The sequence below is a fragment of the Methanococcoides methylutens genome, from assembly GCF_000765475.1.
Taxonomy (GTDB): Archaea; Halobacteriota; Methanosarcinia; order Methanosarcinales; family Methanosarcinaceae; genus Methanococcoides; species Methanococcoides methylutens.
Genome location: NZ_JRHO01000009.1, coordinates 223,199 through 239,077, shown reverse-complemented (window position 1 = coordinate 239,077; position 15,879 = coordinate 223,199). Strand labels below are relative to the sequence as shown.

Below are 15,879 nucleotides of genomic sequence, written 5' to 3'. Positions count from 1 at the left end.
ACTCAATGATTTCAACCATACATACTTTTAGTATATTTGTATATAAAATGTGCCCTAACTAATGCTGCAAATATCAATCCAATTGAAGTGGCAATTGCAGCTCCCAATATACCAAATTCAGGGATTAGGAGAATATTGAGGAGGATATTAGTCAAACCACATAGTAAAGCTATCCTAAATACCAAAGTCACCTTACCCATTCCTGAAAGAACACTGGTAATAGAATGAATAGGATAATATAGAGAGTAACCAATTAATAGAACCAACAGAGGTTTGTAGGCGAATAAAAAATCTTCTCCAAACAAAAGTCTGATTATGAACTGACCAAACAAAACCAATACAGCAGATATAAGCATGGTAACTAAAAATACTTTCAAAAAACTATTTTTTAGTAGATTGGATAAATTCTCATAATCATTCTTTACATAGTAATTTGCACTTGCAGCATATGTGATCCTATGAACAGACATTGGGATCAGACTTAACCCTTGAACCAGGATTACCGCAACTGCATAATAACCTACTTCCACCTCATTAAGATAATGTCCTATCAGCAAACTATCGATCTCTGTGTTAAGAAGTCCTACAGAGTTTGCAAGAACAATGTAGAATCCAAACCATGATAATTCTTTTAGGGCTTTTCCCAAGATTGTTGATCCAGCTGTAAAATAGGTCCTGACAATAATCAATGATAATAGACCCACTACAATTGTTGGCAAAACAAACCCAATTACAGCACCTTTAACAGCCATGTTCAGTGGTATCACAAAAACAATAGAAACAACCATCACCGAAACATTTTGAATAATGTTTACAAAAGCATATAATTTCATGCTTCTCAAACCATTAAGAGTACCTACAACGGCTTTTTGTAAGGCTATAAAAGGCAAGCAAAGTGCAGTAATTCTCAATAGACCTACAATATCGGGATTGTGGAAAAAACCTATACCAATGGTGTCTGATAAAAGATACAGCAACAATCCCATTAAAGACCCGTATATTAAAGATCCAACGATACCGGATGAAATAAATTTATTTCTTTTTGAGAGGTCCTCGTTGAATTCGGCAACATACTTTGTCAACGCTGAACCAATTCCAAATGCTGCAAACTGCATACCAAACATGTATACAGTAAAAACCAGAGTATACACTCCAAGCCCTGATGGACCCAGTTCTCTGCCAAGTACCATGCGAAGCAAAAGGTGTGCAAAGGAAGCCGTTGCAAGACTAACAAAAGCCCATTGGACATCCATCATGGTCTTGCTTAGTTTTAAACTGAACATAGAATTACCCTAAAACGTATATGATTGTCAACAATAATACCCACATACTCCTTCCTAATTTTAATTATGCAAGAAGGTCCAGAATAATTAACATCATTTATTGAGACAGGCAGCATTTTGACTCTTAAATACCATTCCCCAGTTACTATTGTGCAGCATACTATATATAAGGCCAGTTATGTTCGCACACTTAATATATAGAACAACGAATAAAACGTTTCAGGGCAATCAATGCAAATCTCCACTAATTTCAGAGCTAACACTTATTTCATAATCAACATCATTTGCCTGAAAATAATTTACTTCTATGAGGTGACTTCCTGTGCCGCGGATATGAATTCCAATACCGCAGTTCGTAAAAGAATTGTTTGAAATAACGCTATCACTGTTAGTGAATTCAATGCCTTTACCACAGTTAGAAAATTCATTATCAACAACTCTGAACATGGCCTGTGTAGTTGCGTGTGTGTTAATAGCTTCCTGCGTAGAGTCTTCAAAATTATTATTGATCACATCAACATTTCTACACATGCCGTCGGAGATTCTGGCTCCTGTACCAGCACCAGCAGCAATGTAATGTCGTCCGTTTTCTAAAAACGAATTGTTTATTATTGTAATACCATCACATGCATTCACCAGGTTGACACTGTATCCCATACCTGTTCTGAAGTTATTTTTAAAAACGTTATTTTCTATAGCAACATCCAAACAATCCCAAAGCCTTATGGCCTGGGTTCCAAAGTTTGATATTTCGCAGGAAGAAATCTTAAAGTTTTTAGTAGCATATAAGCTAATACAAATAGAATTTGTCTCAATGCCATAACCAACAAAATCAATATTTTCAAAATTAATGTTTTCAAACATTATGATTTTTCTAATAATTGCATTGTTTGCTGTGGAATAACCATTGTACAAAGGCCTATCTATTGTGAGAGTATTACCATCAATAGCAATTATTTTGACAATTTCTCCGTTTTTATAATACTGCCCCTGATGAATAGAAGGAACATCATCTGCTATTTTTATATAGTCTTCAACATCTATACCTGTTGTACTTGATAATTTAATGCTTGTATCCGCTGAATCTGCATCAATTGACAGTGGCAGTGTTGATGAAGAATATCCAAGGGTTGAAACCGAAAATGCCACACCATTAAAGCAATTAAATACGACTCCCTCATCCCCAATTAATGATAGATTCGATCTTAAAATAACTGTCCTATCTATATCATAAACACCTTTTTGAAAGAATATGACACCGCCATCACTTAGTTCATTAATAGCTGCTTCGATGGCTGCGACATCATCTGTACCATTATAGATGACATTTCCATTCCAATAAGTTGTTGTCACAATATCATTAATTTTAGATATATGAATATCGGCGACAGGATCACTATTAATGGTCTCTTCATTAATAGTGATTATAGCTAGTATTACTAAGAAAAATACCAACATATAAATTACGCTTTTATGTGTGAGCATTTTCAAATTCCTTTATGAACTTATCATATGTTGCATAGTTACCAAATTCCTTTATGAACTTATCATATGTTGCATAGTTACCAAATTACTTTATGAACAATAATCATATATGCTTTTGCCTAAATGTTCACATAGAAATGACAAGAACTAAAAAATGATGAAGTCAGGATCCAGATAAGTTTACTTCTTTTAAGCTTATGAATATAAGTATGATTTCTATATTATAAATTAATATCCATTTTTTTATTTTCGATTTTCAAAAAAAGAGTACTTGTTCTTAAGTAAAAGTAATCAATAAGTAAAAAAATATGGTATGATAATAGCCATACAAAATGGATGTTACAAATAATGAATCAATTGATATAGCATTTGAATTCATAAATGTAAATAATTAGAGTAATTTTCTACAAAACCGACCATGAATGCATTTACATCTATTTTTTCTCTCAACAAATGATTCCTTTTAAATTTCCAATCTTCTTTAAGATTTGGCTTTTGAATTAGCTCAACTGCTTTACCCAAAGCTTCATCAGAATCATTAAAATTTAATAATAATCCATATTTGTCTTCGAGTTCAATTAGATTACCCATTGTCCCAACAAGAGATGAAACATAAATCGAGGGAGTTCCTAGAATTGCACTTTCGACTGCAGTTGTGCCACCATCACCAACACATAGGGTAGCATAATATAGCAGATCATGCAACTTATCAGGAGACACATTAATCTTATACTTTTCAAATTCCAAACCAATATCTTCTTCAGAAGTAATCAGAACACGACCATATTTTTCAAGTTCTTTGACAAATTGACCTTTATTTTGAACACCGTGCTGGCCTACATCGTGAGTTGCATTCCAAGAGACAAATCTGAGGACAATAAATGTATCTCCTTCTCGGAGGTTTAGCTCATTGAGAACTTCTGGGTTGGGACCAAAATTATAAGGGTGCAAATAAGCAAGTTCATGATACCCGTTGTAACGAATTTGCTTACCGCCCAAATTTTTTATAAAGCAAGATGGAGTCAGTACAACATCTAAAAATGGGAAAACTATGGAATCCACTAATGAAGAATGTTCAGTATCATTGAAAGAAATGCATGGTTTCCTGAAAATGCTACTTATATGAGCCGAAATCGGAGAACCCCTGCATATAAATAAATCTGGATTGAACCTCTTGGAAATCAAGTACATTTTCAATTCCGCACCAATAAGGAGAGGAAATTTACGTATAATTCCGCTAGATTTGTTTTTACCTAGAACTTCATAAGTAAAACCATATTTATCTAACAGATCCAAGGTAACCTCTTTATCCATCGTACAAATCTGTACCTTATGACCCTTTTTTTCTAGATCCCAGATCATATTTTTGAAATGATGGACGTGGCCAGGATGACCCATTTCTACAATAATTTTCATAAAATCACCCGAATTTTGAAAAAATGTTGTTACTAAACTGTTCATATAACGACATCGGCATTTTTTTAATTCCTTTTGTTCCAATATTGTAAAGAAAACCACTTCTGTTATCAGTTAAAGATTTTGGATTTTTTGGAAAGTAAGAATAGTAGAGCTTTTTTTCAATTGTCCCCCATCTAGACTTAAAAAACATCAACCCTTCATTTTGATATGAGACCCTCCCCAGATCATAGTATTGATATCCATTATTTGATGCGTCTTGTATAGATTTCCAATTCAATAGATTATAGGGGTTCATGTGTTTATATTCAGGGTGAGATGCAGCATATCCTGCAATGATTGTATCCTTATAATATTCCCTAATTCCACCTGCAATTATTTCATCATTATATTCCACAACATAGAGAGATACATTATTGCCCAAAATATCAAACATATTTTTGAAAAATTTCCACGGATGGCAGGGGACTCCAAGCTCCTTTTTAGTCATAGAGTTTAGCTTGTAGAAATATTTTAGTGCATGAGGATCATCAGTTTGATGAGCAATTAGACCAAGTTTCTCAGATTTTCTAGTTGCCCTTCTAGCATTACTAGATAAATTTTTCCACAAGTTTTCTACATTATCAGAGACATCTAAAACATAAGTTGAATAATAATTTTGCGTCTCAAAAAGAGGAGAACTAACACTATCCCTTATTTCAAAATAATGAGCATTTGTGCTTTCAAAATAATTCATCGCTTCATCAATTAAAGATTTTACAATATTAATTTCACCAAGGATACCACACCTATGAGAAAAAGGAACACAACATAGTCGATTACCAGTCAATTTGCTTTTAACATAGAATAAAGGCAATAATCCAGTGATATTGTCATTTTCATCTTTTGCAAATAGATAATTTGACTCATAATTGAACGTTTTTTCCAAAAATGTTTTCCATTGAGGAGTGTGATATATGGTAGCAGCATTAGAATTATCCAAAAAATATTCCCATTCTTCTTTCCCAACATTCGTTACTATTGTTGTTATTTTCCTACCCCCAGTTAAAACAATTTTCACCGAATTAAATAAGAGATTCGGTGATTGTGAATAAATCCAATGAATAACATTTGAGGTTCATGCGACTAGATATGAGGACATACAGTAGATACTGATTTCATTACATTCATCTTCTTTTGTAGTTAATGGATTAAATCTTTTACATTTTCAACATTACATATAGAATCATACAATTTACCTAATTTTTGAATTAAACTTGTGAGAAGTTTGGATAACTTTCTATTAATTCCAGCATAAATGCAGTTACATCAATTTTATCTTTCAATAATTGCTCTCTTTTCAGTTTCCAATCTTCTTTTAGATTTGGTTTTTGAATAAGATCAACCGCTTTATCCAGAGCTTTATCAGGATCATTATAATTAAATATTAAACCATAATTATTTTCGAGCTCTATAAAATTACCCATTGTACCAACAAGCGATGAAACATAGATCGAAGGAGTGCCAAGAATTGCACTTTCAACTGCCGTTGTTGCCCCATCTCCAACATACAGACTTGCATAATACAACAAATCATGTAACTTCTCAGGTGATGTTTCTATGCGATACTTCTCCAACCCATCATCCAACTCACCTTCTGAAGTAATTAATACTTTACAATATTTTTCAAGCTCCCTTACAAATTTAATTTTGTTATTTATACCATGTTGTCCAACATCATGACTCGCATTCCAGGAGACAAAACGCAAAATTATAAATGGTTGATCTTTGTTCAATCCAAGCTCATCCAAAACTTCTGGATTTGGAGTGAAATAATTGGGATGCAAGTATGCAAGTTCATGATAACCATTATATCGAATTTGTTTCTTTCCAATATTTTTTTTGTAACAGGATGGAGTACAAATTACATCTATAAACGGAAAAGTAATTAAATTTGATAATTTTGCATGCTCCGTATCTGTAAAACCAATTGATTTTGCTTTTGTTATTTTAGAAACATGTGCTCCAAATTCATTGGGGATTCCAATAATAAGATCTACATTATGTTGCCTTTGCATTTTGTATGTTTTCAAATCCCCTTTTACTAACTGAATTACATTTCCAAAGAAATTAGTTCTCTTTTTCTCAGAAACCTCATAACTAAAATTATATTTTCTTAAAAGATCCAGAGTAACTTCTTTATCGATTGCACTTATATATATTTCATGACCACTTTTTTGAGCTTCCCACATGAAATTTTTGAAAAAATGTACATGTGCAGGATGGCCGATTTGAACTAAAATTCTCATATATTAACCCCCATTAATTATTAGTTAGTTCTTTAAAGAGATGCTCCTAAATTTTGAAGAACATTTCATATGTCAACCCGATTATTCAATAAATCTATTATCTGATCAAGATTATCATTCGTCAATCCAGGATGAGTTGGAATTGTTAACGTATTGCTTGTCATTCTATCAGCCCTTGGATAGTCTGTAGAGCCTTCAGCAAATAAAAATGGAAGCGACTCCCTTAATAAATAAGGAGTGATTTCTATCCCCGAATGCTTAAACATGGTTATAATTTTATTTCTATTTGCCCGGTTTACATTTTCAAAATAAATTGGCAAACGTAAAAAAATAGGTTTTGTTTGCTTAGATATTTTTGGAAAAAACAACCCATACGGCTTCAAATTATCCATTAAGTAGTTCGCATTTTTGATTCTTATATTGTTAAAGGTATCTAACTTAGATAATTGTTGTATGCCCAAAATTGATTGAAATTCTGTGAATTTATACATTAAGTCCTGAATCTCAAAATACGAATTAGGATGTTTTTCTCCAATCAACTTATAAATTAGTGAATAAAAATTGCGATTATTACAAAATGAGTATCCGATAAGATGTGCAAAAGTATTCATTTGTTGCATTATGCTACAGTCATTAAAAGTAGCAATAATTGCCGATATCTTTTCAGAAAAATCCTTATTATTAGTACAAATTATTCCACCATGAATAGTAGAGATGGGTTTACCCATATTCAGACTGAATAACCCGACATCCCCAAAAGTACCTACTTTCTTACCATTGTATTCGGCACCCATTGATTGACAGGAATCTTCAACTACAATAGCACCATAATCATGGGAAGTTTCTGTAATATCAACTATGGAACACGGATAACCAAACATATGGGCTGCAATCACAACCTTTGTGTCTTTTGAAATTTTATCATGGAGATCGATTGGGTCCATATTACAAGTGCAAGGCTCAATATCAACAAATTTAACCTTGTAACCCATCTCAATAACAAGTCTTGGAACATCTTCACACGTATATGCAGGAACAATTACCTCATCACCCTTTTTCAAATCGGAAGACCTTAATATAGAGTATAAACCAGAAAATCCAGAACTTGTGAGATTTATATGCCTGCACCCCAAATAATTGGAAATTTGATCTTGAAAATCTCTGGATTCAGTTGAATAATTTGTAGAATAAGCAAATACTGTCTTCAAAATCTCCCGAATATAAATAGGTGCCTGGGAAACTGGTATCATAGTATAACTCCTATTGATCTTTTTTCGATATTAAAAACAGGAAAAGTATACAACTAATCCAAATTTTTGATATTGAAATATTCAGATTTTACAATTAATTGCAAACAAAGGAGCTTCCATAGATCATGAATCATGGCACAACACCCCTAACCTTCGGACCAATTTTATTTACCAGAGGTAAGGGTAATTTAGTCCAAAATTTTGACAATTTTCCATATTTGTCTTGTGGTGAAATCATCTTTGATGGAGGATAACAATAACAGCTCAATGGAATGACATCACAACCCCATCGGGTTTTAAATACCTCATTACCGGAATTATTCAGACTTCTACCAAAATCAACACATCGAAAATTGTTTTCAGATGCATACTTAACGCAATTCCAGTACATGAAATCATTAGGTGCAAGTTTAAAATATGCAGACAAAGATGCACCCCATGCAGTAATCAATGTATTTTTAAACGTTATTAAATAAAAAGAAGATACTGGAATATCACCTAGATCTGCTTTTGAAATAAAGACGTTGTCAGGAAATTGCTTATGAATATTTCTAAAAAGATTGATATCATGAGGCGGCGTACCCAAACGCTTCATACTTCTGGCATACAAATCATAGAATGTGGATAATGAATTCAAGCTGGAATCCATTTCATAATTTAAATTGCTTTTTAGCCCTTTTCTTATTCTATTTCTGACATTTCTGTTCATATTATTCCAGATGCATTCATGTCCTTTTGAAATGTCTAAAATAAAAGTAGAACAGTTTTTTGAACAACTCATATTTTCATGAGTATTGTTTTCATCCAAGCATCGAAATTCGCAATAATCCACATTCAACTTGTTCCCTAAATCAATTGCTTCATCAATTAATCTTTTCTCAATAATTTCATTATCAGCACAAACTCCGCCATAAGGAGCAAATGCAACAGATACAAAGCGTTTCCCAAAAAATAGATTGTTTGTATAGAACAGTGGAAAAATACCAGCTATTTCCCCCACTTCATTTTCAGCAAATAAATAATATGGTTTATGATTATAGGTATCTTGGATGGCGTTTTTCCATCCAGTTTGATGATAAAAAGTAGTGCTGCCATTTTTCATGACAAAATCATCCCACCTCATTTCATCTTTTAGTTTCAATTGTTTTATCTCAAAATCCATACAATTACCTCACTAAGTCTTTCAGGGGAATTTTATCAATATGTTCTAAATTTTTCAACACGTGGCGAATCCTTTTTTCAACAATATCCCCTTTTACTGCCCAATAGAATGGTCTTCCCCTCCCTACATCTGGGAATTTTTCATTAGAAATATCGATCGGGTGGAAATAAAATATTGTATGTCCTCTATTCAAACTCTGTTTTAGTCCTTTCAGGATGACCTGGCTACCCAAAAACCTTAGCATAGGACCGCCTGATGTTGGAATCTTTGCCCCTATATCATAATAAGACCATGGGAATTCAACGAAAGTTCTGTTTCCACCAGGCTCTAGACTACATGGAGCTGGATGGTAAGGTACAGACGAGACACCCCTCAAAGAAGAATCTGTTTTATTATAAAGGGAATTTACAGAGACTGACGAATCGTACTTGAATCCAATTCTTTCAAGTGAATCAAGCATTTCCCCTGTAACTACGGCATTTGGTGCACGGTATCCAATTACTTTTTTACCAGATACTTTTTCAAGTGTTTGCTTTGCCTCCAATGTTTCATCCTCAAATTCCTTAATGGTCATCAGAGGTTCTTTTGTCTTAGGATTGATCTTGCATGAATGATGAGCTCCATGGCATCCAATCTCATGACCCCTTTCGGAAATTGATTCAATTAAACCAGGGTAATGTTCTGCAACATCTGCAACAACAAAAAATGTGGCGGTTACATTAAATTCATCAAGAAGATCCAGTATTTTTTTTGTTGGTTCACTTAAATAATCGTACCTTTTCCCCCACCTTTCAAAGAAATCATCTACATTTTTGTAAACAGAAAAATCAGATCCGCAAACAGAAGGGATATGATACCAGTCTTCAATGTCTACTGTAATTGATATACTACGATTGTTCCTCTCATCCATGTGAAGATCCGCATCACCAAATCCCATCAAAACTTTTTTCCCAATATTAAATAATATATCCATTGAATAATATAGACTCCATTCAATAACACCTGAAGACCATCTTTCCGGATGTGCAACAATGTAAAAATTATCGAATTTATTCATTTTTATTAATTCAATAAGGTCATCGGTTGTATTGGCGATAAGATGTTCTTTTTTTCCGGGAATATAGTCTCTTATACCACTGCCAAAAAGCCAGGTCCTTCCTGTATCTGTAAAATAATTAAGGTCATCTTCAATCGACAAATATGCTTCACCGAGAATTCCAAAATCCTCAAAATTATAGAATTTCCATAGATCACGATTATCATATCTTGACAAAGGACTTCCATGCATGCAAATGGTTCTAACATCGGCGATATTTCTGAAATCGTCAAGATGGGATTGGAATATTTCAATTCCTTTAGCCGGGTCGCCATTTGCCTCACTTAATGTCTCATAGTGATAACCGATCTCATGACCCATATCCTGTATCTGTTTCATTATCCTAGGCTTGAAAACACTTTTGATCGATCTGAAATAGTATGTTGCCTTGATGCCAAATTCATGCTCGATAAGTGCAGTTTTCAGTGCATTTCCCGGCATCCGGTCAACATCATGACGCATCAGTATAAACCTAGCAGGATGCTTATTACTCATGTATTCTGCCATTGTAATCGTTGGATACGTTGAAACTATTGCCTCACAGAGAAGCCGAAACTTGTTGATCGTAAAATCGCAATCATCGATATTAAGCATCAGAAATTACCCCCACAACAGTCTTTTATTAAAGTAAAGTTTTTTAAATGTATAAATCCTACTAAAATCACAATGTTTATCCTTGGCCATATTGGAATAACTCTCGCCGTATTCTTCCTTGCAAGCCTTGCTATTCCTTCTCTCAAACGTCATCTTAATTACCGCTTCATTGCATTGGGAGCCCTGCTACCGGACCTTATAGACAAGCCCGTAGGCAGGATCTTTTTTGAAGATATTTTTGCAAGTGGAAGGATTTTTGCACACACTCTTGTTTTTGTTATTGTAATCCTGATTGCCGGATATGTTTATTTCAGGCAGCGAGGAGATTCCCGAATCCTGCTTGTGGCCGGAGCCAGTTTCCTGCATCTGCTGGAAGACCGGATGTGGATGACTCCACAGACATTCTTCTGGCCGGTCTTTGGGTGGGAATTTGCTCAGGGAAACTCTTATGGGAGCTTTCTGGAATATTTCATGAACATCGTGAAACATGTTTACAGTCCTGACTTTTCTTTTGGCCTGATTTCTGAAGTTATTGGCCTGTTAATTGTCCTGTTCATTGTGTACAAGCACAGGAACTGAACGAATCAATTTAGCCCTACAGCTGAATTCATTGTCAATAATCGCCATACAACCGGTTCTCGCCTCTCATATCTTTATCTGACTCCTGCATATCGAAAAGCATTGCGAAAAGCAGGAACTGAGTACCTGAAACAAGTATAAAAGCATCAAGTATTGGAAGATTTGAAGATACTGACCACTGCATTAGCCAGGCTATGAGTATTGCCATACCGAGCAGCACACCTACAGGAAGGAGGAACATGGAGAGTATGTAGAACAAGACGAGTGGATGGAAGTTGAGTATCATGTACTTCATCTTCAACCTCCAGAGGAACTTCTTGAACAGCATGAGCGACACCTTGCCGATGTACGGACCGTACTTGATCGTCGACTTCTCTTTTCCGTATCTGGCAGGCATGACCACATCAAGGGTCCGGAAACCAAATGCATTCAACCTTACAAGAATATGGTTACAGTAGCCGTAGTACGTGTAGATCTCATCCAAACCGATCTCTGCCAGTGCTTCCTTTGAGATGGCAGTATAGCCATTCTGAGGATCCATGATATTCCAGTATCCGCTTCCGATCTTTGTGATGAAAGTTAAAATCGAGTTGCCAAACAGGCGCAATCCGCTCATGCCCCCGCGGTACTCCTCACTGAACAGGCGGTTGCCTTTAGTATAATCAGCCCTACCCTCGATAATGGGTATAAGCAGCTTTGGAAGCTGGGCAGGATTCATCTGGTTATCCCCTGCCATTACCGCAACGACATCCACCTCTTCTTTCAGTGCCTGCTTGTAGCCATTGACAATTGCAGCACCCACACCTTTGTTGATCTCGTGGGTTATAACGAATATCCTGGGGTCATTCAATGCCTCAATGACCTTTGCAGTATTATCAGTGCTCGCATCATTTATCACATAGATCCGGTCGACGTAATGGGGAATGCCATCAACAGTAGCTTTTAAAAGCTTCTCCTCATTATACGCAGGAACTACCACACCTATGCGTTTGCTCGCCAGCAGTTCTCTCTTGACCGGATCGATTATCTTGATGGGCACCTCACGCACTTTAAAACCGGACTTGACAGCATCATCTATTAACTCCACCTCAATAGCATCATCACCCTTTGTGAAATTGAAAACATCGAGTGTTTTTGAAGAATACGCACGGAAACCACTGCTCATGAAAAACTTGTTCTTGTCTGTAGCCTTCGCATACTCGAAAGCAGTGTCAAAGCCAATGCCCGATGAAGTGACATAAGCACCATTCACAACATCCGCATCCCCAGAAAGCACAGGATTCAATATTGAAGGGATATCATCAGGATTGTGAAAACCATTCGCATAGATAGTCACAAGCACAGAGGGGTTTAGTTTTTTCGCTTCTTCAAAAGCTGTTGCCAATGCCGCAGACTTGCCAAGATTATCACCGTGCCTGATCACCTGCACACCCATGTTCTTAGCAATATAGGCTGTCGCATCGCTACTCCCGTCATCAACAAGAATGATCTTATCCACATAGAGCTTCGTTCTTTTAATGAGGTGCTTGATGTTAACCTCTTCATTGTATGCAGGAATGGCTGCCACAACATTCATTGGCACACCCCATATTCAATTTTAGTATTAAGTGCAAAGATGCACATAACCCACTACCTCCCAAAGTAAATATTAATAAATGATATTATATAAACGAGTAAGTTAACAGAACTGAACGGTTAGTAAAAATACAAAAATAGACAGCATCAAACTATCAATTATGAATAAACAGATCCTGTTAGAAGTATGCATATGCACATAAGCAGAAATACAAAAAAAGCGGAAGCAAATCTCCAAGTAATAAAGTTCGTATACACAGCAATTAACTTAATATCTTTTTTGTGAACTTTTAGATATTGCATCCATGCATCCACAAATACACGCCCTAAGAAGACATAATTTTATACCACCCCCCACATAATCAAACATCATGGGACGAGAATTTTCAGAAATGGATAAGAAGATCTTCAACAAGCTTGCACCGGAAAACGGCGGGACGCATATGTCCGAAATGGGACACCCATATCCGTTCATACTCCGACCGATATCTCACAAGATCGCAGAGGATGCTGATGACTTCAGGGAGAGGTTGGAGAGGCTGGACCCTGAGGAAGCGGAATACCTTGCAGGGCTTGCAATGGAGGGCAAGGAAGACATCCGATCCCTTGATGAAGATGATGTGGATTCATTCTTTGACATGGTGAGAGAGAAGGTCTCTGAGGAGCGGGAAAAGGAGCTTCGAATCAAACTGGGGATCTTATGAAAGAGCTGCTCTTCGGAACGGCAGGTACCCCGATCAGTACAAAGAAGAGGGGCAGCGTCGAAGGAATTCAGCGCATCCGTGAGCTTGGCTTGGGGTGCATGGAACTGGAATTCGTGCGCGGGGTGCGTATGAAGGAAAGTATGGCAGAAAGGGTAAGGGCAACGGCTGAAGAAGAGAGTGTGGCACTCAGCGTCCACGCACCCTATTATATCAATCTCAACTCCGCGGAGGAGGAGAAGATCGATGCCAGTATCGAGCGCATCTACCAATCAGCCCGCATCGGTGCACTCTGCGGCGCATCATCCATTGTATTCCATCCTGCCTACTACCACAAGCAAGACAGTGAAGTGGTAATGGAAAGGGTCAACGGGCTGCTTGGAAAGTTAGCATCACGGCTTAAGGACGAGGGCATCGACGCTGTGCTTCGCCCGGAGACCACCGGCAAACCGACACAGTTCGGCGATCTGGAGGAAACACTGATGATGGCTTCAGCCATCGAGGGAGTCATGCCCTGTATCGATTTCTCACATCTGCACGCACGAAGCAGTGGAGAGTTCAATACGTTTGAGGAGTTCCGGGACGTGCTCGGGAAGGTGGAGGAATACCTTGGCAGAGAAGGGCTTGAGGACATGCACTGCCACATTTCCGGCATCGCGTACGGGGATAAGGGAGAAAAGAACCACTTGGTACTCCGGGAATCAGATTACAATTATACTGACCTTATGGCAGCATTCCGGGAATTTAATGTGAAGGGGCTTGTGATATGCGAGAGTCCGAATCTGGAGGAGGATGCTTTGCTACTCCAGAATACATTCAGGAATGCTGAAATGTAAAAAAGAATTGAAAGGAAAGAGAGATTTAGCCCCTGCTTTGCGATAAGGCAAGAGTTCAGAATTCAATAGTTCTCACAAACCTCAAAGAAGTTCATGAAAAGCTCTTCGCCTTTATCGGTGTGAGCAACTTCAGGATGCCATTGCACTCCGTAGATCGGCCTTTCAGGGTGGCGCATTGCCTCGATCTCACACACGTCCGAGCGTGCAAGGTGCAGGAACCCTTCAGGAAGGACAGTGACCTCATCAGCATGGGAAGCCCATACGGATGTTCTCGGGCCAAGCCCTTTAAGGATGTCGTCCTCTTCCAGGACTTCTACATCGATCTCCGCATAGCCGCCGTACTCACCTGAACCGGTCTGGCCACCGAAGGTCCTGGCTATAAGCTGGTGTCCCAGGCAGATGCCCAGGATAGGTCTGTCGATACTCTCAACATATTCCTGACAAAGACCGACACGGTCCATTGAAGGACCACCGCTTAAGATGATGCCGTCCGGCTCTTCCTCAAGGATATCTTCCACAGAGGTCGTGTTCGCTACGATCTTCGTCTCCATGTCGAGATCGCGTACGGTTCTGTGAATAAGGTGACAGAACTGGCCATAATTATTGATAACAAGGATCTTTAACTCTCTCATGATGAAAATCACACCGGGTTGAGTCGATATTGCCAGTAATGATGAATCTATATATAAGACTATTCCAGATTTTAAGAAAGGGAGAAAATAACAAGGTTTAAATAGTTGTTTGTGCTACTATGTCACATACTAACACGATTTGACAAATAACGACAATAAGAGAGTGATAAAATGGCTGAAATAGGTAAAAGGATTCGAATTGAAAGGATCATGCACAGGGAAAGCAGAAATATGGTCATCATACCAATGGACCATGGGATCTCTGACGGACCCATTAGGGGAGTAATAGACATTGCAGACTCCATCAACAAGGTCGCTGAAGGCGGTGCAGATGCAGTTCTTATGCAGAAAGGAATGATCTACCACGGCCATCGCGGATACGGTCATGACGTCGGACTTATTGTCCACATGAGCGCATCAACATCCCTCGGACCTGACCCCAACGACAAGGTGCTTGTATGCAAGGTCGAGGAAGCCATGAAAATGGGCGCAGATGCAGTATCCATCCATGTGAACGTCGGTTCAGAAACAGAATCAGACCAGCTCAAGAAGCTCGGATACGTCGCAGAACAGTGTGATAAATGGGGAATCCCACTCCTTTCCATGATGTACCCAAGAGGCAAGAAGGTCACAGACCCACACGATCCGGAAATGGTCGCACACGCTGCCAGGGTCGGCGCAGAACTTGGTGCAGATATTATCAAGACTGTCTACACCGGAGATGTTGACAGCTTCAAGGATGTTGTAAAGGGATGTCCGGTACCTGTTGTGATCGCAGGTGGACCAAAGACAGAGACCGACGAGCAGTTCCTGGAAATGATCAACGGCGCCATGGAATCAGGAGCAAGAGGAGTTGCTATCGGCAGGAATGTATTCCAGCACCCTGACCCTATAAAGATGACACAGGCCATCACACAGATCGTCCACAAAGGCCGCAGTGTCGAGGAAGCACTACAAACACTTAAATGATGACGGCAAATGG

At 37.8% G+C, this 15,879-nt stretch carries 14 protein-coding genes; 4 read left to right on the top strand and 10 right to left on the bottom strand.

Annotated elements, in window-relative coordinates:
* Positions 1–11: 11 nt before the first annotated feature.
* The 8 genes from LI82_RS03605 to LI82_RS12685 all read right to left on the bottom strand — a co-directional run bounded on the left by LI82_RS03605 (position 12) and on the right by LI82_RS12685 (position 10,574).
* Positions 12–1,283 (bottom strand): flippase, encoded by a 1,272-nt coding sequence (locus LI82_RS03605; RefSeq protein ID WP_048193572.1) that lies wholly within the window; start codon positions 1,281–1,283, stop codon positions 12–14.
* Between the two features lie 228 nt (positions 1,284–1,511).
* Positions 1,512–2,768 (bottom strand): NosD domain-containing protein, encoded by a 1,257-nt coding sequence (locus LI82_RS03600; protein ID WP_048193571.1) that lies wholly within the window; start codon positions 2,766–2,768, stop codon positions 1,512–1,514.
* 375 nt (positions 2,769–3,143) lie between these two features.
* The gene (locus tag LI82_RS03595) at positions 3,144–4,184 is read right to left on the bottom strand and encodes a DUF354 domain-containing protein (protein WP_048193843.1); all 1,041 of its coding nucleotides are present in this window, start codon (positions 4,182–4,184) and stop codon (positions 3,144–3,146) included.
* A 4-nt stretch (positions 4,185–4,188) separates the two neighbouring features.
* Entirely contained in the window at positions 4,189–5,244 is a 1,056-nt protein-coding gene (locus LI82_RS03590) for a lipid II:glycine glycyltransferase FemX (protein WP_201770292.1), read from the bottom strand.
* A gap of 190 nt (positions 5,245–5,434) precedes the next feature.
* Positions 5,435–6,472, bottom strand: a complete 1,038-nt coding sequence (locus LI82_RS03585; RefSeq protein ID WP_048193570.1) for a DUF354 domain-containing protein — start codon at positions 6,470–6,472, stop codon at positions 5,435–5,437.
* Between the two features lie 65 nt (positions 6,473–6,537).
* On the bottom strand, positions 6,538–7,722 hold the full coding sequence (locus LI82_RS03580) for a DegT/DnrJ/EryC1/StrS family aminotransferase (RefSeq protein ID WP_048193569.1): 1,185 nt from the start codon (positions 7,720–7,722) through the stop codon (positions 6,538–6,540).
* 130 nt (positions 7,723–7,852) lie between these two features.
* Entirely contained in the window at positions 7,853–8,884 is a 1,032-nt protein-coding gene (locus tag LI82_RS03575; RefSeq protein ID WP_048193568.1) for a GNAT family N-acetyltransferase, read from the bottom strand.
* A gap of 4 nt (positions 8,885–8,888) precedes the next feature.
* Entirely contained in the window at positions 8,889–10,574 is a 1,686-nt protein-coding gene (locus tag LI82_RS12685; protein ID WP_081955718.1) for a polysaccharide deacetylase family protein, read from the bottom strand.
* A gap of 72 nt (positions 10,575–10,646) precedes the next feature.
* Between LI82_RS12685 and LI82_RS03560 the strand changes: the two genes are divergently transcribed.
* On the top strand, positions 10,647–11,153 hold the full coding sequence (locus LI82_RS03560) for a metal-dependent hydrolase (protein ID WP_048193567.1): 507 nt from the start codon (positions 10,647–10,649) through the stop codon (positions 11,151–11,153).
* 34 nt (positions 11,154–11,187) lie between these two features.
* Here the strand turns inward: LI82_RS03560 and LI82_RS03555 are convergent, their stop codons facing one another.
* Complete coding sequence (locus LI82_RS03555) at positions 11,188–12,729, bottom strand: glycosyltransferase family 2 protein (protein WP_048193566.1); 1,542 nt, start codon at positions 12,727–12,729, stop codon at positions 11,188–11,190.
* Between the two features lie 370 nt (positions 12,730–13,099).
* Between LI82_RS03555 and LI82_RS03550 the strand changes: the two genes are divergently transcribed.
* Complete coding sequence (locus LI82_RS03550; RefSeq protein WP_048193565.1) at positions 13,100–13,432, top strand: hypothetical protein; 333 nt, start codon at positions 13,100–13,102, stop codon at positions 13,430–13,432.
* Positions 13,429–14,265, top strand: coding sequence for a TIM barrel protein (locus LI82_RS03545; protein WP_048193564.1), 837 nt, complete (start codon positions 13,429–13,431; stop codon positions 14,263–14,265). Before LI82_RS03550 ends, LI82_RS03545 begins: the two co-directional genes overlap by 4 nt.
* A 62-nt stretch (positions 14,266–14,327) precedes the next feature.
* Here LI82_RS03545 and LI82_RS03540 read toward each other — a convergent pair whose 3' ends face one another.
* A complete protein-coding gene (locus LI82_RS03540; RefSeq protein WP_048193563.1) occupies positions 14,328–14,897 on the bottom strand; it encodes a GMP synthase subunit A in 570 nt (189 codons plus the stop codon).
* A 171-nt stretch (positions 14,898–15,068) separates the two neighbouring features.
* Between LI82_RS03540 and LI82_RS03535 the strand changes: the two genes are divergently transcribed.
* Complete coding sequence (locus LI82_RS03535; protein WP_048193562.1) at positions 15,069–15,866, top strand: 2-amino-3,7-dideoxy-D-threo-hept-6-ulosonate synthase; 798 nt, start codon at positions 15,069–15,071, stop codon at positions 15,864–15,866.
* The last annotated feature ends 13 nt before the right edge of the window (positions 15,867–15,879 follow it).